We start from the raw sequence: 23,618 nt of genomic DNA, 5'->3' as shown, positions 1-23,618 counted from the left end.
ATACGGGCCACGCTATTTGACCAACTGAAACTCCACCGGCTGTCCTGTCATGGCCAGCTTGAGCAGCCGGTGGGCCCCGCCCTTCTCCACCCACACGCTGATCGGCGCATCGCCGCCGGTGATGTCGGCCTTCCAGGCCGCAAAGGTGCCGGCAATCACCGTCACCGACTCTTCCCCTGCGACAGAGATGGTGAGCGCGGTCGCCGTTCCCTTGCCAGACTGGAACACGGGAAGCACGAAGCGCGCGCCGCTGGCCCACCGCAACGTTGGAAGCAGCGTCGCGATGAGATTATCATCCACGGCGCCGGCAGGCAGATCAGCGTCCACATTCACGGTCTTGATGGCTCCCTGTTGCGGCGCGACCGCCGTGCCAGTGGCGTGACCATTCGCGTAGGTCACTTCAATTTTGGTGTCCTGCCCCTGCGCCTTTCCGGACTGCGACACCGACTGCATGACGAGCGCTGCTGAAAAGCGCACGGTTGTGTTCTGCTGTATGACGGTGGCGAGTCGAGTCACGTCCTGCAACTCCCAGCCAGCCGCGGTGCGCGCGAGCGTGGTGCGCTGATATCCAAAGGGGCGCCCCTGCACCAGAATAGAAAAACTGTCGGTGCGCGGCACCAGTTGCGTGAGGTCGAGATCAAGCGCGGCGGCTTTCACCACGAGATCTTCTGGGCGAAGCGGTGTGCCGTCAACAGACACAATGCGCACGGGCGCGATGCGCTCAAGCTGGGCACGCACCTTGAGCGCATCGCCCACCACCACAATGAACAGCGAGGATGATCGCATCCCGTCGCGCGCGGCGCGCTGCACCTGCTCTGGCGTCACCGCTGCCAGTTTTTGCCGGTAACTCTGCACGAAATCCGCGGGAAGGCCAAGCAGTTTCGCGTTGGCAATCTCGGCGGCGACTTGTCCCGCGGTTTCGATCGACAGCGGGAACGCTCCCGTCATGGCGTTGCGCGTACGATCGAACTCCGCGCGGTCCAACGGCTCAGTGCCCAGCCGGTCGATTTGCGCGAGCAGCTCGACCAGCGCCGAGTCGGTGACCGAGTTGCGCACTTCGGTCGCGGCTTCGAAGCTCCCCATCTCGCGACGCGACGCGATGGACGAGCGAGCGCTGTAGGTCCAACTCTTCTTCTCGCGTAAGGTGAGGAAGAGCCGAGAATCGGCGCCGCCACCCAACAGGCGATTCGCGATTGCCGCCGCATACGCGCGCGGATCGTTCGGCCGCCACGTGGCATTGCCAACGAGGATATTCGACTGTACCGAGCCCGGCCGGTGCACAAGCACAATCTCGCGCGCCGAGCGCACGGGAATCGCCGTGCGCGGCAAAGCCGAAGCGGCGGCGCCGGTCCAGGAGCCGAACGCTTGCTCCGCGAGTTTCTTTGCTTGCTCAAACGAGAGACTGCCCGCCACCACCAGCAATGCACCCGCGGGACGCAGGCGCGCGTCGTGAAATGCTACGAGGTCGGCGCGCGTCATACTGCGCACGCTGGTTGGATCGGCACGACGCGCGTACGGATGTTCACCGAACACGCCGCGCACGAAGGTGCGCTCGGCGAGACTCGTCGGCTGCGAGAGCTCGACAGTGAGCGCGGAGAGCAACTGCGTGCGCAACAGTTCGACTTCTTTGTCGGGAAATGTCGGCCGCCGCGCTGCGTCGGCGAGGAGCGAAAAAGCCAGCGGAGCGGCATCGGTGAGCGCGTCCGCCCGGAGCGTTACAAAATCCGCGCTGGCCGACGCCGTGAGCTGCCCGCCCACGTTCTCGATTGCCGCGGAGAACTCCTCCGCGGAGCGCGCGCCGGCGCCGCGCGTGAGCAGCGTGGCCATCATGTCGGCGAGCCCAGCTTTGGCTGGCGGATCATAGGCCGCGCCAGCCGCAAAGGTGAGCGAGACCGCGACCACGGGTTGCTTGTTGCTCTGCACGACCACGAGCCGCATGCCGTTCGCGAGCGTGGCTTCGCGGGTCGGTGGGAACTGGGCGGCGCGAATCGGTGCAGCGGGAGGCGCCGCGGCGGGACGTTGTGCGCTGGCGAAGAGCGGCGTCAACGCGGCCACCAGAATCAGCGCGCCCGCGACCGTGGCGCATTCGGCAAGTCGTACGCGGCGCGGCATCATTTGCCCCCCGGCACAATCAATAGCGTGAGCGAATTATCGGGACGCAAGTACGTGGCGGCGACGCGTTGCAAGTCCGCCACGGTCACCGCGTCGTAGCGCCGAATATCGTCGTTCACGCGATTGGCGCTTCCCAAAAAGAGATCGGCAAACTGAATGGCCTCGGCGAGTCCGAGTGCGTGCTGACGCTGCGATACCGCGGTGCTTTTGCGATACGCCTTTGCTTTCGCGAGTTCGCCTTCGGTGATTCCACTGACGAGTTGTGCCGCCTGCGCCACGACGGCGCGTTCGACCGAGTCCACCGCTACTCCCTGATTGGCAATCGCCAGCACGCCAAAAATCCCAGGGCCGCGCGTGGGTCCAATAGGATTGAGCACGGACTGCGAGATGGCCGCGACTTTCTGCTCGCGAACGATCGTTCGGTTGAGGCGCGAACTCTCACCCTGCCCAAAGATCGTGCTGAGCAGATCGAGGGCCGGGTAGTCGGCGTGCGACACAGCCGGAATGCGCCAGAACGCCAGCACCGCACCGATGGTCGCATTGGCATCGGCCACGTTACGGCGCAGCACACCGGTGTTGTACGGTTGGTCGCAGGCCACTGAGGGCGGCGCGGGGACGGCGGGAATCTGGTTGAAGTACTGCGCAATCAGCGCGGTTGCTTCCGCCGAGTTGAAGTCGCCGACGAGCACGAGCGTGGCGTTGTTGGGGGCGTAGTACTGCCGGAAGAACGCCTGCACGTCTTCGACCTTTGCGGCGTTGAGGTCGGCCATCGACCCCACCAGCGAGTGGCTGTAGGCAAAGCAGCGTTCGCGGTCATACAGGAGGCCAATCGAATCGACGAGGGCCCCGACGTACGGCTGATTGTCGAAGCGCAGTCGCCGCTCTTCCTTTACGGCTTCGCGTTGGTTGTCGAGGTTGGCCTGCGTGACGGCCAACGACTGCATCCGTTCGGCTTCGAGCCAGAGTCCGAGGTTGAGCCGGTTGGACGGCAGCACTTCCCAGTAGTTCGTGCGGTCGGCCTGCGTGGAACCGTTGAGCGTACCTCCGGCGCGTTCGATGAACTGAAAATGCTCGGCCTTTTGCACATGTTCCGATCCTTGGAACATCATGTGTTCAAAGAGGTGGGCAAAACCCGTGTGTCCGAGTCGTTCGTCGCGCGCGCCCACGCGGTACCACAGGTTGACGGCGACCACCTGAGCGGAGTGATCCTCCACGAGGTGTACGCGTAATCCGTTGGGGAGCGTGTAGCTCTTGATGGGGATGTCGCGCGGCTCTTGCGCCGCCAGCGCGGAGACGCTGAGTACGGCGGCGAGCGCGGCTCGGAGGACGGGCTTCACGAATGCTCCCCGGGGGAAAGAGTGGAGATCCACCATGCGTTCAAAGCTACGGAGCGCCCTCAGCCCGTGGACCCGAACCCGCCCGCCCGATCTGTGGTCTGCCCCACGGATCCGGTGGTGAAGTCGAGCACTTCAAAGCGGGCAATGACCATTTGGGCTATCCGGTCGCCGTGGCGAATGACCAGCGGGGCCGGTCCACCATTCTTGACTGGCACGCACCATTCGTCGGGATAATCGGCGTCCACGGTGCCCGGCGCGTTCGCAATCACGAGGTCGGTTTTGACGCTCGTGCCAGAACGCGGGCGGATTTGGGCCTCAAAGCCGGCGGGGAGGCGAGCCTTGAAGCCCAACGGAACCAGCGCCTTTTCGCCAGGAGCGAGGGTGAGGGCGCCATCGGCGGAGGCGGCGCGCTCGGCCATGGTGGGGCCGGTCCAGACGCGAGCAGTGCGCCCAGCCAGGCAGGCGGCCAAATCGTAGCCGGCGCTGCCTGCAGTTCCGCGGGCCGGAGGCGCGACATCCGGGTGGAGCGACTCAAAGACAATGGAGGGCATGGCACAAAGATAGTGTGAGGCAATTATCCTTGTGGAGTGTATAACCTCCCCATGCGCCCACTCATCGTCTTTCTGCTGCTCGCCGCCATCGGCACGGCCGCGCCCGCACAGATCATCCGCCAGCCAGGAGCCGCCTCGGCTACTGGCGACACCATCTTTGGGAATCCGGTTGCTGAGGGGCATCGCGCACAAGCGATGTTCGAGCAATATCGGGTGCTGCACCTCCCCACCTCGCGCGTGAGCGCGCCCGCCAACTGCGACGAGCGGGTGGGGAGTTGGTGCTACTGGTACGATGAGCGTCCCGGCCCCACGGAGCCGAAGGACATTACGGATGCGCGGTCGCGGCTGATTGGAGAACTCGACACTCTCGCACGGCAAGCGCCAGAGGATCGTTGGCTCTCGGCGCAACGCGTGCGCTATCTCACCGAAGCCGATCGCCCTGCGGATGCGGTGGCCGCCGCCAAGGAATGCCGAACAGGCGGATGGTGGTGCGACATCTTGATCGGCTTTGCGCTTCACACGGCCGGCGACGATGTGCGCAGCGACAGCACGTTCGCGGTGGCGCTCGGGCGTATGCTGCCGCGCGACCGCTGCCAGTGGCGCGACATCTCGATGCTCGTGGACGACGACACGCGCCAGCAGTATCGGCGCTTTGGCTGCGACGACCCCAAGCGCACGGCGTTCGAAGACCGCGTGTGGGCTTTTTCGCGAACGCTGTTCTCGCGCCCCGGCAACGACACGCGCACCGAGTGGTATTCACGCATGACGATGAGCTTGATGTTGCAGGACGCCGCCTCGCCGCACCAGAATGGTTTTAGCGACGACGAACGCGAACTGCTGCTCCGTTTTGGCTGGCCACGCTGGTGGTCGCGTTCGCCCGGTCGCCCGAGTATGGGGCGCGGGGGACGTCAGGGCGGCGGCGTCGATATTATTTCGGCGGAGCCGGTGCCTGCGTACCGGATGATTCCGGCGGGTTTTGTGCTGAACAATCCATCGCTCTCGGATTCGGCGAACTGGCGGTTGCATTTACCTCCGGTGATCGGCCGGTACGCGCCGAGTTATGCGAAGTCGCTCACGCCCCTCGAGCACCAGAAGGCGGTGTTCAGGCGCGGCGACACGGCGCTGGTGGTGATGGCCTACGATGCGAACGTCACCAAGCAACTCGCTGGCGCGCCGGTGGACGCCGCGCTGATTGTGACGCCGAACTCGGGTGCGGCGGACTACGGTGTGATTCGTCGCAACACCTCCCGCACGGGCGTGCTCACGGCCAAAGCACCGTGGGGACCGCTACTGATGAGCGCCGAAGTGTCGGCACCGTCCAAGGGAGCGGTGGCTCGGGCGCGATACGGCGCGAACCCACCCTTCTCGGTTGGCACGCGCGTCACCCTGAGCGACCTGTTGTTCTATAAACCGTACGGTTCGATCCCCACGACCATTGAAGAAGCGGCGCCCCACGCCCATCCCACCGAGCGGCTGCGCGCCGACGAGAAACTCGGCGTGTACTGGGAGTCGTACGGCACCGATCCGCAGGGGGAGAACATTCATATCTCCCTGACGGTGGTGAAGGAGGTCGAGGAGAGCGGATTTCTGCGTCGTCAGGCCAAGGCGCTCAATCTTGTTCGGGAAGCAACGCCGGTGAGTGTGGCGGTGAACGACATGTCGGCGCGCGGCAGTAGCGTGACGCAGCGAGCGCTGGAGCTCGACGTGTCCACCCTGCGGAAGGGGGCGTACATCGTGCAGCTCGAGGTCACGGTGGCTGGGCAGTACACGGTGCGCGCCGACCACCGTATCGAAGTGATCACCCCGTAATGGGGAGCGTGTGATTACCTCGTAGCCGGGCGTGGGGACGTCGGCCAGTAGTCTTGCCGTGACGAGACGCTGGGGCGGGTCGTCTCCGCGCGAGATGATGAATTCCAGCCGCACCCTCGCCCTCGCGCTGTTCCTGCCCGCGTTCCTCGTCGCGCAGCAGGACACCGCCCGTACCCCTGCCGATTCGGCGCCGAAGAAAAGCGCTGCTCAGGCGGCGAAAGCTGGGGCGAAAAAGAGCCCCAAAGCCGCGGCTGGGGCGAAAGCGACAAAGGCCGGAAAAAAGGGATCGTGGAAGACCCAGCTCGCCGACCCCGACAGCCTCGCGCATGCACGTGAAGATTCGATCCTGAACGCGAAGTGGCCCGTCAAAGGACCTGAACCGTTGCCGGGGTCGATTCTCCCCGCCAAGCGCATCATCGCCTATTACGGGAATCCGCTGTCGCAGCGCATGGGCGTGCTCGGCGAGTATCAGCCGGACGAAATGCTTCGCATGCTCGACGCCGAAGTGGCCGCGTGGACCAAGGCCGACCCCACCACGCCGGTGCAGCCGGCGCTGCACCTGATTGCGGTGGTAGCGCAGGGCGGCCCGGGGTGCGACGGTCGGTATCGGTTGCGCATGGACTCATCGCTCATCGAGAAGGTGGCCGGCTGGGCCGCCAAGCGGAACGCCTTAGTGTTTTTGGACATTCAGGTGGGCCAGAGCAATCTGCGCGACGAACTCCCGCGGCTCGCCAAGTTCCTGATGCGGCCGAACTTTCACTTGGGCATTGATCCCGAATTCTCGATGAAGGACGGCACGGTACCGGGAAAGAAGATCGGTTCATTTGATGCGGCCGACGTGAATATTGCGCGCGACTTTCTCGCCGACCTCGTCACGCAGTACAAACTGCCGCCGAAGGTGTTGGTGGTGCATCGCTTCACGCAGCGCGGCGTCACGAACTCGCACCTGATCAAGCTCGACCCACGCGTGCAAATCGTGATGGACATGGATGGCTTTGGGCCGCCCTGGCTCAAGCGCAATACGTTCATGAAATGGATTAAGGCAGAACCGGTGCAGTTCGTGGGGTGGAAGCAGTTCTATAAGGAACGCAACGACAACCCGCGCACGACCATTGCCCAGATCCTCAAGCTCAATCCGCGGCCGCTCTACATCCAGTATCAGTAGCGTCATCACGGGGACGGCTCACTGGTTAGCAGGCCGGCTGTCCGGTTTTCGTCTGTTGCGCCCACGCCCCCCGGCGTTAGTGTGAAAGCATGTTCGAATCCGCCGAGCTTGGCCACACCGTAGACAAGAAGCGTTGGGACGCACAGGTCCCCGCCCTGCGCGAGGCGCTGTTGCAAGCGCAGTTCGCGCTCTCACAGCAAAAGCGCTGCCCCGTCATTCTGCTCATTGGCGGCGTGGACGGCGCCACCAGCGGCGAGACGGTCAAGCGCCTGCTCGAGTGGATGGACCCTCGGCATATCTCGGTGCGCTCCTTTCCAGAGCCGACTGACGACGAACGCCAACGCCCTCCGATGTGGCGCTTCTGGCAATCGCTGCCGCCCAAAGGAAAGATCGGCATTCTGTTTGGCGGATGGCACACCACGCCGATTGTGGATCGCGCCGAAGGGCGCTCCACGGCCGCGGAGCTCGACCAGAGCATTCAGCGTATTGTGCGATTCGAGCGCATGCTCGTCGCCGAAGGGGCGTTGCTCCTCAAGTACTGGCTGCACATTCCCAAAGAAGCGCAGCGGCTACGCCTCAAGACGCTGGCCAAGGATCCGAAGACCGCTTGGCGAGTCACGGCGTTGGATCGTCAACGGCTCAAACGGTATGACGCTTTTCGCAAAGTGGCGGAGCACTTCATTCGGCAAACCAGCAGCGGCGACGCGCCTTGGCTCATTACCGAAGCCACGGACGAGCGCTATCGCGATCTCACGGTAGGCCAGAGTGTGCTCGCTGCGGTGCAGGAGCGTGTGGCAGAAAAGAAATCCGCCCGCGCGGTGGATCGGACACCACCGTTGTTGCCGCCGATCGACGCCAAAGATGTCCTGAGCGAACTCGATTTTTCCAAGACGATCACCAAGGCCAAGTACGAGACGCAACTCGAACGGTGGCAAGGGAAATTGGCGACCCTTACCCGTGACCGCCGGTTTCGCGATCGTGCGCTCGTTGCAGTATTCGAAGGGAATGATGCCGCCGGCAAGGGAGGCGCGATTCGACGCATCGTCGGGCCGCTGGACCCGCGACAATACGAGATCATTCCCATTGCGGCGCCCACAGAGGAAGAGCGTGCACAGCCGTATCTCTGGCGATTCTGGCGGCACGTGCCAAAGCTCGGCGGCGCCACAATCTTTGACCGGTCGTGGTACGGACGGGTGTTGGTGGAGCGCGTCGAAGGATTTGCCCCGGAATCGGAGTGGATGCGCGCGTATAGCGAGATCAACGACTTTGAGCACCAGATGGTGCGATTTGGCGTTGTGGTCGTAAAATTCTGGCTCGCCGTGACGAAGGACGAGCAGCTCAAGCGGTTTAAGGACCGCGAGCGCACGCCGTTCAAGCAGTTCAAGATTACCGACGACGACTGGCGCAATCGCAAGAAGTGGGATGCGTATCGGCAGGCGGCGTGCGACATGGTAGACCGGACGAGCACCACCAAGGCGCCGTGGACATTAGTGCCCTCCAACGACAAGCATTGGGCGCGCATTCACGTGCTAAAGACGGTGTGTGGCGCGATTGAGCGCTCGTTGGAGCGGTAGCACACCGCTAGCGCCTCCGAAACCCAAGCCACGCCGCCGGGCGCCGCTGGGCGCCGCTGGGCGGGCGCCGCTGGGCGCCGCTGGGCGCCGCTGGGCGCCAACGGGCGCCAACGGGCGCCCCCTAACGCGCCGAGCGCACCGGCACGAACCGCACCTCACGCCCGCGGAACCGCGCGCGCATTACGCGAATGGCTTCGGCGCTCTCGTCAACGAGGGTAACGTCGCGTCCGTGCCGGTCCGCGGCATCGCCAAACGAACCGCTCCCCGCAAAGAAGTCGAGCAACTGGTCGCCCGGCGACGAATGCACCTTCACAATGCGCTCGAGAATCGCGAGCGGCTTTTGTGTGGGGTAGCCTGTTTTTTCCTTGCCGGTTGGGCTGACGATCGTGTTCCACCATGTATCCGTGGGCATCTTGCCGCGCGCACGCTTCTCCGGCGTCACCAGCCCGGGCGCCATGTACGGCAACCGATCGCTGGCGGCCGCATTGAAGGTGTACCGCTCCGGGTCCTTTGCGTACCAGAGAATGGTGTCGTGTTTGGCCGACCACCGCTTGGTTGAGCGAGCGCCATAGTCGTACGCCCACACGATCTCGTTGATAAAGCTTGCGCGACCGAAAAGGGTGTCCATCCACACTTTCACGTAATGCACCTCACGCGCATCGAGGTGCACGAACAGGCTCCCGGTGGCGCTGAGCAGTCGGCGTGCTTCCTCAAGCCGAGGGCCGAGAAAGCCGAGGTAGTCGCCGAAGCTGTCGCCGTAGGCGCCGCTGGCCACACTTTCTACCGCGTAGCGGCGGCCGCCGAACCCGGTGCGGGAGCCGTCCACGTCGGCGCGTGTCCGCACGCGGCTCCGGCGCTGCACGCGCCCCGTATTGAAGGGCGGATCGATATAAATGAGATCAAACGCGCCGTCCGTGAACGGACGGAGCACCTTCAGGTTGTCGCCACGGTAGACCGTTATCACGGACACAAGATAGCGCGCAGTTGCCACCAGGCGCGCCGGAGCGGACATTCTAGTGTCCCCGGTGCCCCCGCCTGCCCCTCGCCTGAGATTGCCCGCAATGCCCCCGTTCCGCGCGGCCCGAACCGCTGCGCTCCTTTTCGCGGCCTGCTCCACCTTGGACGCCCAGCGCCCCAAACGCGCTGCTCCTGCGGCACCCTCCGCGCCGCAAACCGCCGCGACGCCGCGACTCAACATTGCCACCGACTACTGGACACTCGGCAACGGCCTCCGGGTGGTCTTTTCACGCGACACCACCGCGCCCACCGTCGGCGTGGGGGTCTACTATAAGGTTGGATTCCGCACCGAACCACGCGACCGCACCGGTTTTGCCCACCTATTTGAGCACCTGATGTTCCAAGGCTCGCAGAACATGGGCAAGATGCAGTTTGTAAAGCTCATCGAAAACAACGGCGGCATTCTCAACGGCTCCACGCGTTTCGACTTCACCAACTATTACGAAGTCGTCCCGGCTCACGTCCTTGAGACGATTTTGTGGGCCGAAGCCGACCGCATGCGCGGCCTGCAGATTGACCAGACGAACATAGACAACCAGCGCGACGTGGTGAAAAACGAAGTCCGCGTGAACGTCCAGAATCAGCCCTACGGCGGCTTTCCGTGGATCGACTTGCCGATGACCGCCAACACCAACTGGGCCAACGCGCACGATTTTTACGGCGATTTCAAGGATCTCGACGCGGCCACCCTCGAGAATGCGCGAACATTCTTCCGCACCTACTACGCACCCAATAATGCCGTGCTCGCCGTGGTCGGCGACTTCAATCCCGCCGATGCGCGCGCCTGGGTGCTGAAGTACTTCAGCGACATCAAGGCCAGTGAGCCACCCCCGCCATTGGATGTCGGTGAGCCGCATCAAGCTGTGGAACGGACGCACTCGCGCGTGGATTCACTGGCCAACCGACCGGCGCTCGGCCTTGCGTGGCATGTCCCGCCGCGGTGGACCCCCGAATGGTTTGCGATGGGCTTGATCGATCAACTCCTCGCGCAGGGGCGCGACAGCCGACTCTATGACGCCCTCGTGCAGCGCGCCAACCTGACGGGCGAGATCAACGCGGGGATCAACTGGGGACTTGGCAACCAGTTCAACTACGAAGGACCCATGCTCTGGGTGGTGACCGCGTATCACGACACCAACAAGCCCGCGAGTGCACTGCTCACTGTGATCGACAAAGAACTGGACTTGCTCCGCGCCAAGCCCGTGGATGCCGCCACACTGACGCGCACCAAGACCAAGATGCGCTCGCAACTCTATGGAATCGCCGACGAAAGTTTCGGTCTTGGCAAACTCGATCTCCTCGCGAGCTTCGCGCTGTTCGACGGCGATCCGGCGCGCGTCAATTTTCTTGAGCGTGGATTTGACGCGGTGACGCCGGCGTTGATTCAGAAGGTGGCCAAAGAGTGGCTCAATAAGGAAAATCGCACGGTGTACACCATCGTCCCCGGTGCCAAGACGTCCGGAGGTGCGCCATGAGGGCTGTCATCATCTGGGGGGCGCTCGCCGCCGCGATCACCGCGGCGTCCACTACGTCCCCCCTCGTCGCGCAAGCACCAAAGCCCGGCTCACCGAAGCCGTTCACCCTCCCAGTGCATCGCACCTTTACGTTGCGCAACGGACTGAAGGTGACGCTCGTGCACTACGGCTCCGTGCCGAAGGCCGTCGTCTCGCTCGCCATGGAGACCGGCGCCATCGACGAACCGCCCTTTGCCCCTGGGCTTGCTGCGCTCACCACCGATCTGCTGCTCGAAGGCACGATCATGCACACGGCTCAGCAACTCTCGCGCGAAGCCGCGGAGATGGGTGGAAGCATTAGCGCGACGGCCGGTGCGGTGCAGTCAACGATCGGCGGCGAAGTGTTGAGCATCCACGCGGCCAAGTTTGTGTCCCTCGTGTCGGACGTGGCGCACCATCCGCGCTTCGAAAAAGCCGACTTCGAGCGTGTGCGACAAAACGCGCTTCGCACTTTGGCCATCACGATGCAGCAAGCCGGGGATCAAGCACGGCAACGCTGGCGAGGGCTGCTCTTTCCGGACCACCCGTTTGGGCGGCCGTATTCCACAGAAGCCACACTCAAGGCACTCGAGATCGGGCACCTTCGCAACTTTTTTGATGACAACTTCGGCGCCGTGCGCGCCCACTTGTATGTAAGCGGCGTCTTTGACGATGCGGCGGTGGAGAAAGCCGCGCGCGAATCGTTCTCTGACTGGGATGCCGGTACGCCGGCCAAAGACCGTCCCGCCGTGGGGAGCACCAGTCGTCAGCTCGCGCTTGAAGACCGGCCTGACGCGCCGCAGAGCACAATCTGGATTGGGCTTCCTGTGATCGGCCCATCGCATCCGGACTTCACGAAGCTTGAGGTCACCGACGCGCTCCTCGGTGGCGCCTTTGGTTCGCGCATCACGACCAACATTCGCGAGGACAAAGGCTACACCTACTCGCCCAACTCCATCCTGTGGCAGCACCGCGGCGCGAGCTACTGGGTCGAGACCGCAGACGTCACCACCAAAGACACCGGCAACGCCCTCAAGGAAATACTGGGCGAGATCGAGCGGCTACGCGCCGAGGCCCCTCCAGCGGCTGAGCTCGACGGCATCAAGCAAAACCTGATAGGACTATTCGTGATTCAGAACAGTTCGCGGTGGGGGGTGGTGAGCCGGCTACAGTTCCTTGACGAGTTCCGGCTGGGAGAGGCGTACCTCACCGGTTACGTGCAGCGGGTCATGGCGGTGACGCCGCAGGACGTGCGGCGAATGGCGCAGGAACAGCTCGATCCGGCGCACATGACGATCACAGTCATTGGGGACAGAAAGTCCGTTCAGACTCAGCTCGCCCCGTATCGGTAGCTCCCTCCGACGGCTCTGTGCTGGAGGAATGGGACGAAGAAGTGTACGTTTGCACCTGCGTTCTCTAAGAAACGTCTCCCACTAACGAGGTCGTTCGATGCGCACGAGATTCTCACCCGCCATTGCCGCAGTGGCGCTGACGGCGTTTGCTGGCGCGACTGCACCACGAGCCGTCCGTGCACAAGCCGCCACGCAGGCTGCGACGACGGTCAACGTGACCACCAGCGTTGCAGCGCCAGCCGCCCCACGCACGATGGTGGAGCGATACACGCGCGCCGAACAAATGCTCCCGTGGAACACGAGCAAGCTCGTGTACGGCGACGTCGTGCAGCCTCAGTGGTACAAGGATGGCTCGCGCTTTTGGTTCCGCAATAAAACCAAGAACGGCGCGGACTTCATGTACGTCGATGCGGCCACGAACGCGATTCGTCCGCTCTTCGAGAACGCCCGCCTCGCAGCGGCCATTACCGTGGCCACCGACTCCGCAGTCGACGGCAACAAGCTTCCGTTTCAGTCGTTCCGTTTTACCAAAGACAACGAAGACGAACGGAATATTGAGTTCCGCGTCGGCCGCAAGCGCGTGACCTGTGACATCACCGCGTACAGCTGCGTGGCTGGTGACACGATCCCCACTGAAACGCAGTTCGTGCTCTCCCCGGACAAAAAGTGGGAAGCATTCGTGACGAATTTCAACGTCTTTGTGCGCCCGCGTCACGGCGGCGACACCACACAACTCACCACCGACGGTGTCGTCGGCTGGGGCTACGGTCAGGGTGAACCCACGCCGCAGCAAATGATGGCCCCACGACTCGCACCGCGCCGTCCGCAAATTGTGTGGGCGCCGGATTCGAAGCGGTTGCTCGTCGCCCGCCAGGACACGCGTGGCGTGGGCCACATGCCCTATATCAGCTACACGCCCCAGCGGCCGCGCGCCTTCTCGCAGCCCTATGCGCTGCCGGGCGACTCGATCATCCCAGTGCCGGGCGCGCACATTCTCGACCGCGTCGCCAAGACCAATGTCGTGGTGCAGCTCCCGCTGAAGGTGGCCTCGCTCACGACCAGCAACTCCCTGCGTGACTCGGTCTGGACGCCGAACTCCGACAAGGTGAAGCTCTCGGGCATCACCCGCGCCTCCAAGAGCGCGTACTTGTGGGAAGTGGACGCCGCCACCGGCAAGTCCACGCTGCTGGCGCGCGATACCACCAAGACGTTCGTAGAAACCGCCCCGCCATCGGATCCCACGAGCTGGTACGTGACCAAGGACGGCCAGGACGTCATCTGGTGGTCCGAGCGTGACGGCTGGGGACACCTCTACCGCCTCGGCCCCGACGCGAAGGTCAAGAACCAGATCACCAGCGGTCCGTGGCAGGTGGGTAAGGTCGTCAACGTTGATGAGAAGCTCAAACAGATTTGGTTCACCGCGCGCGGCCGCGAAGCCGATCACTTCGTGTACTATCAGGCGCTCTACAAGGTGAACTTCGACGGCACGGGGCTGACACTCCTCACCCCGGAAGACTCGTACCACGATGTTGAGGTGAGCCCGAGCGGCAAGTACATCGTCGACCGCATGAGCCGCATCGAAAAGCCCACCGAGACGGTGCTCCGCGACATCACGACGGGCCGCATCATCAACACGCTGGCCAAGGCGAACATCACGCAACTCACCGCCCTTGGCTTCAAGAACGCCCGCACCTTTGCGGCGAAGGCACGCGACGGTGTCACCGACATTTACGGCGTGATGTACCTGCCGTCGAATCTTGACGAAACCAAGAAGTATCCCATCATCTCCAACATCTACCCGGGTCCGCAGGTGGGTTCGGTTGGCTCGTGGACGTACAAGAGCGGTGGCGAACCGTTTTCAATCGCCGAGCTCGGCTTTATCGTCGTGCAGATTGACCACATCGGCACGCCGAACCGCTCCAAAGCGTTCCATGATAACTACTACGGCAACTTCACCGACAACGGGCTCCCCGATCACGTCACCGTGATCAAACAGCTCGCCGCGCAGTACAGCTTTATTGACATTGAACGTGTTGGCATCTACGGCCACTCGGGCGGCGCCTTTGCCAGCACCGACGCCATGCTGCGCTTCCCCGATTTCTTCAAGGTCGCTGTCAGCAGCTCCGGCAATCACGACAACCGGAGCTACAACATCTACTGGGCCGAGAAATATCAGGGGCTGCTCAAAAAGGACACCGCTCGTCGCGGCGAAGACAACTACACCGCCTCGGCGAACAAAACGTACGCGGCGAACCTGAAGGGCAAGTTGATGCTGATGCACGGCGACATGGACGACAACGTGCATCCGGCCAACACCGTGCAGCTTATTGACGAGCTCACCAAGGCCAACAAGCAGTACGATCTCGTGTGGGCGCCCAACCGGGCGCACGGACTCAACGAGCCGTACTTCATTCGCCGTCGTTGGGACTACTTCGTGCAGTACCTGCTTGGCAAGACACCGCCGGACAACTACAAGATCACCCCACCGGATGGATCGATGGGTCCGGGCGACGGTAGCTCGCCAGTTGATCCGGACGATCCGGACGTCCCTGGCCTGCCGATCATTCCGTAATGCGCGGAGTATCGATCGTCGCGCTCGTGTTGGCCGCCGCGGGGTTCGCTCTTCCCGCGGCGGCAGAGGCGCAAACCAAACGGAAGGGCGACCGCACGCACATCACCGCGGACGACCTAGCGGAAACGCCGAGCGGCATGCACTCGGCGTATGACGCCATTCGGCTCCTGCGTCCGAACTGGCTGAATCCAACCATGTCGCATACGTCATCGTCCAATGTCTTGGGCAATGGCGGCGGCGCGAGCGAAGTGATCTGCTATATCGACGACGTGCGCCAGCCGTCCCTTGAAGAACTGAAGACGGTAAAGCTCAGTCAGGTGGTGTCCATGCGTTTTCTCGAACAGAACGCGGCCGTCGCGCTCCGCGGGCCGGGGCACGAGCTCGGTGCCATTGAGGTCACCACGGTCAATAAGCGAAAGTAGGTCGATAACCCGTTGGAGTCCGGGGCTTCTGGCGTAACCGCTAACGCCGGAGCCCCGGCATCCGTTAACCTTATGCTCCCCCGCTCCACTTCTCCGACGAGGACCGAATGCTCCGTAGCCGTCATCTTGCTTTGACCCTGGCGTGCCTCCTGCCCGCCGCACTTGCCGCGCAGGACAAGCCAAAGGTGGTCGCCTCCTCGCCGGAAGCCGCGGGCGAATACCTGATGATCCTCGGCAGCTGTCACGATTGCCACACGGCCGGCTGGACCGCCGCCAAGGGCAAGGTGGCCAAGGACGATCAGCTCACCGGCAATCCTGTCGGCTATAAGGGGCCGTGGGGGACGGTGTACGGAAAGAATCTTCGGTCCATTGCCGCACGCCAGAGTGAGGATCACTGGGTGAAGGTCATGACGACTGCCGACGACGGCGAGGGCAAGCTCCCGATGCCGTGGCACAACACCGCACTCATGACCGAAGAAGACATCCGCAACACGTTCAAGTACACGAAGTCGCTCGGAAACAAGGTCGGTGCGCGCCTCCCGCGCAGCGCCAAGCCCGGCGCCGATCCGTTTGGTGAGTATGTGGATCTCTCCACCAAGCAGGGCGCTCCGCTGCCGCCGGTGGATACCACCAAGAAGCCGGCTGGCCCAGAGACGAAGAAGCCGAAGTAGCTACTCCGCTGCGAGGCAGGCGGCGGCCACCGCCGCCTGCCCGTAGCTGATGGCCCCGTCATTGGGGCTCAACAACTGCGGCACGAGCACGCGTAGGCCGCGCGCTTCGAGGAGCCGCCGCACGCCACTCTGCAGGCGTGCATTTTGAAACGAGCCGCCTCCAAGCGCGACCACGCCAATCCCATTTGCCTCGGCGGCAATGGTCGCCATCTCGGCGGCCGCGTGTACCACACTGTCGTGGAACACCGCGGCCAGCTCCTCCGCGGGTTCGCCGCCCTGCCGGCGCTCACCAAGCGTCGCGAGGAGCGGCACGGGGTCGAACTCGCAGCAACCGTCCACCTCGCGCCACGGCATCACGATCGGCACGCTGACGGCATCCGCCGCGAGCGTCTCGAGTTCCGATGCCGCCTGCCCTTCGTAGCCGGAGCGATGGCGCACACCAATCACCGCCGCGGCGGCATCGAACAATCGTCCCATCGACGACGCAAAAGGCGCATTCAGCGCGCGCGCAATCTGCCGTTGCGCGATGCGCAGTTCCTCGGCCGCCACTCCCTCGTACGCCAGCGCGAACGCGGCCTCGCTTCCCGGCTCCAGCGACGCATAGCCAAGCGCGACGCGCCACGGCTCGCGCGCCGCGAGGTCGCCTCCAGGCAGCGGCGCATACCGGAGGCGCGCCACACGTCGGTACGATCGCAAATCAGCCACGAGCGTCTCGGCGCCCCACACATGACCGTCGTCGCCGAGCCCCGTGCCGTCAAACGCGAGTCCGATGACTCGCTCGGTGACACCATGCTCGGCCGCCACCGCCGCGATATGCGCATGATGGTGCTGCACGACCATCAGGCGCGGGAGCCCGAGCTCCTCGGCGACCCGAGTGGACAGATAGCCGGGATGCAGATCACGCACCGCCACCTGCGGCTCAATGCGGAAGAGATCGCGGTAGCGATCAAAGGCCGCGTGCCAATGCGCGAGGCCGTCGAGGTTTTCGAGATCCCCAATGTGCGGACTCGGCCAGGCCCACCCGTCGCGCGCGAGGGTGAAGGTGTTCTTGAGGTGCGGCCCCACCGCGATGATCGGCACGGGCGCCGACACCGGTAGCGCGAGCGGAAGTGGCGCATAACCACGCGAGCGGCGCAGCAGCATGGGCGCGCCGTCTACCACGCGCACCACGGAGTCGTCGACGCGCGACAGAATCTCGCGGTCGTGCATCAGGAACTCATCGGCAATATGCGACAATCGCGTGCGGGCTTCGTCTACCCCCATCGCAATCGGTTCGTCGCTGAGATTGCCGCTGGTCATCACGAGCGGCGCGTCGAACGAGTCGAGCAGGAGGTGATGCAGCGGCGAATACGCGAGCATCACGCCTATGTGGCGCAGCCCAGGTGCGAGCCCCTCAGCAAGCGGCGCGTCGTCGCGCGCGCGCAGCAGCACGATCGGACGCGCGCTGCCGCAAAGGGCGACGGCCTCGGCGTCGTTCACCAGCGCGAGTTTCCGCGCCTCCTCAACGGTGCGCACCATCAGGGCGAGCGGCTTCGCGTCGCGATGCTTGCGTGCGCGGAGTCGTTGCACCGCGACGTCATTCGATGCGTCGCAGGCGAGATGAAAGCCGCCGATTCCGCGCACGCCGAGGATGGCGCCACCGCGGAGCGAGCGAGCGGCGAGATGCACGGCCGTGTCGTTGTAGGCCCAGCGACGACCGTCGCGCGATTCGAGCCAGAGCTGCGGGCCGCACGACGGGCATGCGAGTGTTTCGGCGTGATGGCGCCGGTCGCCGGCGGTGTCGTACTCGGCCGCGCACTCGGTGCACGGCTCGAAGGTGGCCATAGTTGTGCGCACGCGGTCGTACGGAAGCGCGTCAATGATCGTGTAGCGCGGCCCGCAGTCGGTACACGTAATGAAAGCGTGTCGATGGCGCCGGTTGTCGGCGTCGCGCAACTCTGCTTCGCAAGCGGCGCAGATCGCCACGTCGGGCGGCACGGGGCGCGTGCCGTCGGCGTCCGCGCTTGAGGCAATCTCGAATGCGAGTAGTCCTTCGAGTGTGCCGGGCGCGGAGGCCAGCGTGTCGATGCGGGATACCGGCGGCGCTTCGGCTCGAAGATCGCGCTGGAAGGCATCGAGCGCCTCAGGGGCACCCTCAACATGAATCTCCACTGTTCCGGCGACGTTGCGCACCCAACCGGTAAGGCGATACCGCAACGCGAGGCGATGCACGAACGGACGAAAGCCCACGCCTTGCACAACGCCGGTCACCCGCAAATCGCGCGCGTGCGTGGCGCCGTCCATCGGCATTACACCGTGGCGCCGGATGCCACCAGTCCGCGCAAGAAGGCGAACCACGCCTCCATTCCGCTGCCATTCGTGGCGGAGAGCTCAAAGAACTCCAACGCTGGATTCACCGTGCGCGCGTTGGCCTTGGCCAGCTCCACATCAAAGGGCACGTACGGCAGCAGATCGGTCTTGGTGAGCACAGCGTACTTGGCGTTCTGGAACATCTTCGGATACTTGAGCGGCTTGTCCTCACCCTCCGTGACGGTGAAGAGCACCACTTTACAGAGCTCGCCGAGGTCCCACGACGCCGGACAGACCAGGTTGCCCACGTTCTCGATAAACAGCAGGCGGGTGCGCGTGAGGTCGATCGCGTCGAGGGCCGTGTTCACTTGGAGCGCGTCGAGGTGGCAGGCCCCGCCGGTGACCACCGCCTGCACGAGGCGCGTGGTGTGGCGCGCGAGGCGGTCGGCGTCGTTCTGTGTTTGCACGTCGCCCGTCACGACCGCAATGTCGAGTTCCCCACCGAGGGCAGCGAGGGTTTTTTCGAGGAGATAGGTTTTCCCGGCGCCGGGCGATGACACGAGGTTCAGCGCGACAATGCCTGCTTCCGCCAATCGGCGGCGCACGCCTCCCGCGAGTTCATCGTTGCGCGCCATGACGCGCTCCCGCACTTCAATCGTCCGGACAGCCATCGTCGATCTCCAGATATGCGACTTGCAACACATTTCCCGGCCGGCGCAGGATCTCCGGCTTGGCCCCCGTGAAGGGCGGCGTACGAAAAACAACATCGAGACAGAACTCGAGACTGCTCGGTTCGAGCCCGCTATCGTCGCCGACCTCAACGGCAACGGTGCACAGCATAGAAGCCTGTGCACCGAGTTTTTGTTCCGCGATGCGTGCGATTTCCATCGCCACGCTCATTTCGTGCATGCGGTTCCTGTTGCCACCGGCTCGCAGCTATGTCCCCAGAGCCGGAGCCGTTCGATAATCGCCGCTTCGAGTTCGTCCATCCGAGCGGCCACCACTGGAGTCAGCTCCGTGGAGAGCGACACCGTTTCCGGCTGCACCCCCATGGCCACGATCACCTCGGGCATCCGGCCCGTGAGTTCTGCCACGGCGAGGACGTCGCGCAGGTCAACCTGATGCGGTGAGAGGGCCCGCGTGAGGTAGATGGGGAGCCGTTCCTTTTCCAGCACCACCAGCGAGCCCGGCGGCTGGTGCGCGGCAATCGCGTCCACCACGAGCATCCGGTCCGCATCCTGAATGACCGGCAGCAGCGTCATCCCCCACGTCCCGCCGTCTACCAACTCGATGTCGTCAATCACCCAACGCTCCCGCAAGCGCTCAAGGGCGACGAGGCCTAAGCCGTCGTCGCCCATGATCGGACTCCCAAGCCCAAGGAGTACGGTGCTCGCGCTCATTCCTTCGGCCAAGGGCGTGACTTACCGGCCGCGAGGTCGATGTCTTCAAACTCGTCGTCCGACGCCACAAACCGGCCGCCCGTAATGATGGACGACACGATACCGGCGCGCTCGACGTAATCCGCACGAATCGCGAGGTAAATGTGAATCGGCACAAAGATCAGGAAGGCCCAGGTGAGCGCGTGATGCACTAAGCGCACGATCTGCAGGCCACCCATCAGCCCTGGCACCCACCCAAAGAGGTGGTAGAAAAATCCCGTCGGCGCCGACTGCCCATATAGCGTGAAGCCAGTGATCACCATGATGGTCATCATTAGATAGACGCTGGTATAGGCCCACTGCGCCAGCGGGTTGTGCCCCACAAAGTGCGGCTGTTCTTGCGTTTGGAAGTTGAAATACGTCCGCATCACCTTGAACATGCTCTGCATGTTCCGGGGCGACATCGGGAAGAGCGCGGGGAAACGCTCGAACGCGTTTCCGGCAAAGAGCCAGTACACGCGCACGATCCCCGTCATGACAATCACCGCTGCGGCAGTGAAGTGCACGAAGCGGAACTTGCCCATCAAGAAATGGGAACTCGCTTCCCCCGTGGTGGCGAAGTACGGCCGGCCCACGTACAGGCCAGAAATCACGAGCGCCACAATGCACAGCGCGGCAATCCAGTGCATGATGCGGAGCGGCGCGCCCCACAGGTACACCCACGTAAAGTCACCGCGTTCGCGCGGTACCGCCTTGCCGAACTCTTGGAGGTAGCGGGCACCCGGCGGATGCCGGGCGCCAACTTCATTGGACACCTTACTCATACGTTGACCTCCACCGAACTGATCTCGTTCCCCTCCGCATCGAGAACGTGCACGCCGCATGCGAGACACGGGTCGAACGAGTGGATCGTCCGGAGAATCTCCAGCGGTTTGTCGGGATCGACCAGCGGATGGTTGTCCTGCAGCGCGGCTTCATACGGCCCGGGCTGTCCCTGTGCATCACGCGGCGAGGCATTCCACGTCGTGGGCACCACGCACTGATAGCGCGAGATCTTTTCGTCTTCGATCTGCACCCAGTGCCCGAGGGCGCCGCGCGGCGCTTCGACGTAGCCGTAGCCTTCGGACTTCTTCGGCCAGCTCGACGGCTCCCATTTGTCCTTGGTGAACGTGGCGAGGTCGCCATTCTTAATGTGGGTGGTGAGATCGCCAAGCCACCCTTCCATCTTGTTCGCCAACAGCACCGCCTCGACACCGCGAGCCGCCGTGCGGCCGAGCGTGGAGAAGAGCACCGCAGGGCCCACGTTGAGTTTCTTCAGCGCTTCGCCGATCAACTCCTTGGCGTCCTTGTGCCCACTGGCGTACGCGACGAGCATGCGCGAGAGCGGCCCCACCTGCATCGGCTTGCCCTCATATCGCGGCGACTTCATCCACGAATACTTCTTTTCATCCTGCAGGTAGCCGGTCCACGGCGCCTTCGGGCCGGTGTACTTGGGATTCGTTTCGCCCTCATACGGGTGCAACCCTTCTTCCGGACCCTTGCTGTAATCGTACCAAGAGCTGTGGATGTATTCCTTGACCTTCTTCTGGTCGTACTCCACCACCTTGGACAAATCATTGTTCATGATGATGCCGCGCGGCATGTAGAGCGACTTGAGATCATACACATCGGTCTCGGGGAATTCGCCGCACGCCAGATAGTTCGGCACGCCGCCACCGATCGAGCCCCAGTCCTTGTAGAAGCCAGCGATCGCTACGAGGTCGGGCCAGTACACCTGCTCGACGAACGTCTTGGCGCGCTTGATCATGCCAGCAAGATCAGCAATGCGCTCGGCGTTGATCGTCGTGGCCTGACTCAAATTGATGGCCGACGCCATGCCGCCCACGAGGAAGTTCGGATGCGGATTTTTGCCGCCGAAGATCGCCTGCAGACGAATCACGTCACGCTGCCAATCGAGCGCTTCGAGATAGTGCGACACCGCGAGAAGGTTGACCTCGGGCGGAAGCTTATACGCCGGATGTCCCCAGTAGCCGCCGGCAAAAATACCGAGCTGCCCTGAGCCAACGAACTTCTTCACGCGCAACTGCACCGCACGGAGGTGCGCTTCGTCGTTTCCCGGCCAGGGCGAAATGCTCTTGCCGATTGCCGCTGCCTTGACCGGATCAGCCGAAAGCGCGCTCACCACGTCCACCCAGTCGAGGGCGTGGAGGTGGTAGAAGTGAATCACGTGATCTTGGATGTACTGCATGCCGAGCACCATGTTGCGAATGGTGTTGGCATTGTGCGGAATCTTGATGCCGAGCGAGTCTTCCACGGCTCGGCACGACGCAATGGCGTGCACCGCCGTGCAGACGCCGCAGATACGCTGCGTAAAGGCCCACGCGTCGCGCGGATCGCGCCCCTGCACCACGAGCTCAATGCCACGGAACTGCGTGGCGCTCGCCCACGCTTGCGAGATCTTCCCGTTCTCGGACTGCGCCTCGATGCGCAGATGTCCTTCAATACGGGTGATCGGATCGACGACCAGTTTGGTCTTAGCCATTGTTCTCTCCGGCATTCTCGTGGGCTTCCGGCACCTGATCGGTGGCACGGCGGCGTTTGATCTGATGCATTACGGTCATCGTCGCGTGCGCGGCGACTCCGGCGGCGGCGCCAATCGCGAGCGACGCACCGATGGTGTCCACCCGCTTTTCAATTCCAAAACCCGCCACATCTGGCAGACGGCCGTAGAACGGCGTCATCGTGTCCCAGAAATGCGGTTCGGTGCAACCGAGGCACGGATGCCCCGCTTCGATCGGCCAACTCGTGCGGTTGTTCCACTTGAAGATCGGGCAGGGCGAGAAGGTCGCTGGGCCTTTGCACCCGACCTGATAGAGGCACCACCCCTCGCGCGCGCCCTTGTCGTCAAACGTCTCGACGAACTGACCGGCGTCGAAGTGCGCACGACGCGAGCACTGGTCGTGAATGCGCTCGCCGTACGCGAACAATGGACGTCCTTCGCGATCCACTTCCGGCAGCGCGCCGAAGGTGAGATAGTGCACGACCGTCGCCGTGACCGTGTCGCCAATGGGCGGGCATCCGGGCAGGTTCACGATCGGCTTGTTCTTGATGATGTCGCGCACGCCAACTGCACCGGTCGGGTTCGGGCGGGCCCCCTGAATGCCGCCCCAGAAGGCGCAGGCGCCAAGGGCGAGAATGGCGGCGCAGCCTTCGGCGGCCTCTTCGAGCACCGAACGCGCGGTCTTGCCGCCGATCATCAGGTACATATCGTCATTGTTCGTCGGGATGGAGCCCGTGACGATGAGAATGTATTTCCCCTTATTCGCCGCCATCGACGCGGCTTTCACTTTCTCCACCGCAGCGCCGGCACCGGCCATGAGCGTGTGGTGATAGTCGAGCGAGATCACGTCGAGCAAGAGATCGCCGATCGACGGATTCTCCGTACGGATCACGCTTTCCACACATCCGGTGCATTCCTGCAGCTGTAGCCAGATGACGGTGGGGCGCTTCTGCGCTTCAATCGCATGCGCCATTTTCGGCGCGAGCGCCGAACCGACGCCCAGAACGACCGAGAGCTCCGCGCAATATTCTAAGAAATCGCGCCGAGAGACCCCATGTTCTTCGAGGTGCTCACCGAGGGTTTCCCCCTCGATCCAAGAATGTGCACTAGGTGAAAGCATGCCGCCGACCTCCTCTGCCAAGCTTGCGTGATGGAACCGTGCGAGCAGGGGGATACTCGCCGTGGCGCCGCGAGCGCCGGACCAACGCGAAAGGACATGTGCCGCAACTATTCACTGCGAAGTTGCGAAGCTAGGAGTCGGATTACCGGAGCGCATTCTCACTTCTCTCCCACGCGCGTCGGGCTTTTCCGTACA

General features: G+C 63.6%; 19 protein-coding genes. 8 read left to right on the top strand and 11 right to left on the bottom strand.

Going from position 1 to position 23,618, the window contains the following annotated elements; all coding sequences use genetic code 11:
- Positions 1–12: 12 nt before the first annotated feature.
- The 3 genes from NTZ43_08750 to dut are packed head-to-tail and all read right to left on the bottom strand — an operon-like array spanning position 13 to position 4,000.
- Positions 13–2,115, bottom strand: coding sequence for an insulinase family protein (locus NTZ43_08750; GenBank protein ID MCX5767294.1), 2,103 nt, complete (start codon positions 2,113–2,115; stop codon positions 13–15).
- Positions 2,112–3,449 (bottom strand): pitrilysin family protein, encoded by a 1,338-nt coding sequence (locus NTZ43_08745; protein ID MCX5767293.1) that lies wholly within the window; start codon positions 3,447–3,449, stop codon positions 2,112–2,114. Before NTZ43_08745 ends, NTZ43_08750 begins: the two co-directional genes overlap by 4 nt.
- 59 nt (positions 3,450–3,508) lie before the next feature.
- Positions 3,509–4,000: a dUTP diphosphatase gene (dut, locus tag NTZ43_08740; GenBank protein ID MCX5767292.1), complete on the bottom strand. Its 492-nt coding sequence runs from the start codon at positions 3,998–4,000 to the stop codon at positions 3,509–3,511.
- A 51-nt stretch (positions 4,001–4,051) separates the two neighbouring features.
- Here dut and NTZ43_08735 point away from each other — a divergent pair, with 51 nt between their 5' ends.
- From NTZ43_08735 to pap, 3 genes are all read left to right on the top strand, one after another.
- On the top strand, positions 4,052–5,809 hold the full coding sequence (locus tag NTZ43_08735) for a hypothetical protein (GenBank protein MCX5767291.1): 1,758 nt from the start codon (positions 4,052–4,054) through the stop codon (positions 5,807–5,809).
- A gap of 58 nt (positions 5,810–5,867) precedes the next feature.
- Positions 5,868–6,974, top strand: a complete 1,107-nt coding sequence (locus tag NTZ43_08730) for a hypothetical protein (GenBank protein ID MCX5767290.1) — start codon at positions 5,868–5,870, stop codon at positions 6,972–6,974.
- Positions 6,975–7,063: 89 nt separating this feature from the next.
- Positions 7,064–8,548: a polyphosphate:AMP phosphotransferase gene (gene pap / locus NTZ43_08725; protein MCX5767289.1), complete on the top strand. Its 1,485-nt coding sequence runs from the start codon at positions 7,064–7,066 to the stop codon at positions 8,546–8,548.
- 121 nt (positions 8,549–8,669) lie between these two features.
- Here pap and NTZ43_08720 read toward each other — a convergent pair whose 3' ends face one another.
- Positions 8,670–9,512 (bottom strand): DNA methyltransferase, encoded by an 843-nt coding sequence (locus NTZ43_08720; GenBank protein MCX5767288.1) that lies wholly within the window; start codon positions 9,510–9,512, stop codon positions 8,670–8,672.
- 97 nt (positions 9,513–9,609) lie between these two features.
- On the opposite strand from NTZ43_08720, the gene NTZ43_08715 reads away from it, so the two are divergent.
- From NTZ43_08715 to NTZ43_08695, 5 genes are all read left to right on the top strand, one after another.
- Entirely contained in the window at positions 9,610–11,040 is a 1,431-nt protein-coding gene (locus NTZ43_08715) for a pitrilysin family protein (GenBank protein MCX5767287.1), read from the top strand.
- Positions 11,037–12,410 (top strand): pitrilysin family protein, encoded by a 1,374-nt coding sequence (locus NTZ43_08710; protein ID MCX5767286.1) that lies wholly within the window; start codon positions 11,037–11,039, stop codon positions 12,408–12,410. The genes NTZ43_08715 and NTZ43_08710 overlap by 4 nt, the downstream gene beginning before the upstream one ends.
- A gap of 97 nt (positions 12,411–12,507) precedes the next feature.
- Entirely contained in the window at positions 12,508–14,982 is a 2,475-nt protein-coding gene (locus NTZ43_08705) for a DPP IV N-terminal domain-containing protein (protein MCX5767285.1), read from the top strand.
- Positions 14,982–15,404, top strand: a complete 423-nt coding sequence (locus tag NTZ43_08700; protein MCX5767284.1) for a hypothetical protein — start codon at positions 14,982–14,984, stop codon at positions 15,402–15,404. The genes NTZ43_08705 and NTZ43_08700 overlap by 1 nt, the downstream gene beginning before the upstream one ends.
- Before the next feature lie 107 nt (positions 15,405–15,511).
- Positions 15,512–16,075 carry a cytochrome C gene (locus NTZ43_08695; protein MCX5767283.1) on the top strand — a complete coding sequence of 188 codons (564 nt, stop codon included), beginning with the start codon at positions 15,512–15,514 and terminating at the stop codon, positions 16,073–16,075.
- Here NTZ43_08695 and hypF read toward each other — a convergent pair whose 3' ends face one another.
- Genes hypF through NTZ43_08660 form a run of 7 tightly spaced genes read right to left on the bottom strand, consistent with a single transcriptional unit; the run spans position 16,076 to position 23,423 of the window.
- Positions 16,076–18,412 carry a carbamoyltransferase HypF gene (hypF, locus tag NTZ43_08690; GenBank protein ID MCX5767282.1) on the bottom strand — a complete coding sequence of 779 codons (2,337 nt, stop codon included), beginning with the start codon at positions 18,410–18,412 and terminating at the stop codon, positions 16,076–16,078. It abuts the gene before it with no gap.
- Complete coding sequence (gene hypB, locus NTZ43_08685) at positions 18,364–19,035, bottom strand: hydrogenase nickel incorporation protein HypB (protein MCX5767281.1); 672 nt, start codon at positions 19,033–19,035, stop codon at positions 18,364–18,366. Before hypB ends, hypF begins: the two co-directional genes overlap by 49 nt.
- Entirely contained in the window at positions 19,016–19,273 is a 258-nt protein-coding gene (locus NTZ43_08680) for a hydrogenase maturation nickel metallochaperone HypA (protein ID MCX5767280.1), read from the bottom strand. Before NTZ43_08680 ends, hypB begins: the two co-directional genes overlap by 20 nt.
- On the bottom strand, positions 19,261–19,764 hold the full coding sequence (locus NTZ43_08675; GenBank protein ID MCX5767279.1) for a HyaD/HybD family hydrogenase maturation endopeptidase: 504 nt from the start codon (positions 19,762–19,764) through the stop codon (positions 19,261–19,263). Before NTZ43_08675 ends, NTZ43_08680 begins: the two co-directional genes overlap by 13 nt.
- Complete coding sequence (gene cybH, locus NTZ43_08670) at positions 19,761–20,567, bottom strand: Ni/Fe-hydrogenase, b-type cytochrome subunit (protein ID MCX5767278.1); 807 nt, start codon at positions 20,565–20,567, stop codon at positions 19,761–19,763. The genes NTZ43_08675 and cybH overlap by 4 nt, the downstream gene beginning before the upstream one ends.
- On the bottom strand, positions 20,564–22,285 hold the full coding sequence (locus NTZ43_08665; protein ID MCX5767277.1) for a nickel-dependent hydrogenase large subunit: 1,722 nt from the start codon (positions 22,283–22,285) through the stop codon (positions 20,564–20,566). Before NTZ43_08665 ends, cybH begins: the two co-directional genes overlap by 4 nt.
- Positions 22,278–23,423 (bottom strand): hydrogenase small subunit, encoded by a 1,146-nt coding sequence (locus NTZ43_08660; GenBank protein ID MCX5767276.1) that lies wholly within the window; start codon positions 23,421–23,423, stop codon positions 22,278–22,280. The genes NTZ43_08665 and NTZ43_08660 overlap by 8 nt, the downstream gene beginning before the upstream one ends.
- Positions 23,424–23,618 lie beyond the last annotated feature (195 nt).

The organism is Gemmatimonadota bacterium (assembly GCA_026387915.1).
In the GTDB taxonomy this organism is placed as follows: Bacteria; Gemmatimonadota; Gemmatimonadetes; order Gemmatimonadales; family Gemmatimonadaceae; genus Fen-1231.
Note: the sequence above shows the minus strand (reverse complement) of the source record. Positions and strands in the feature narration are given on the sequence as shown.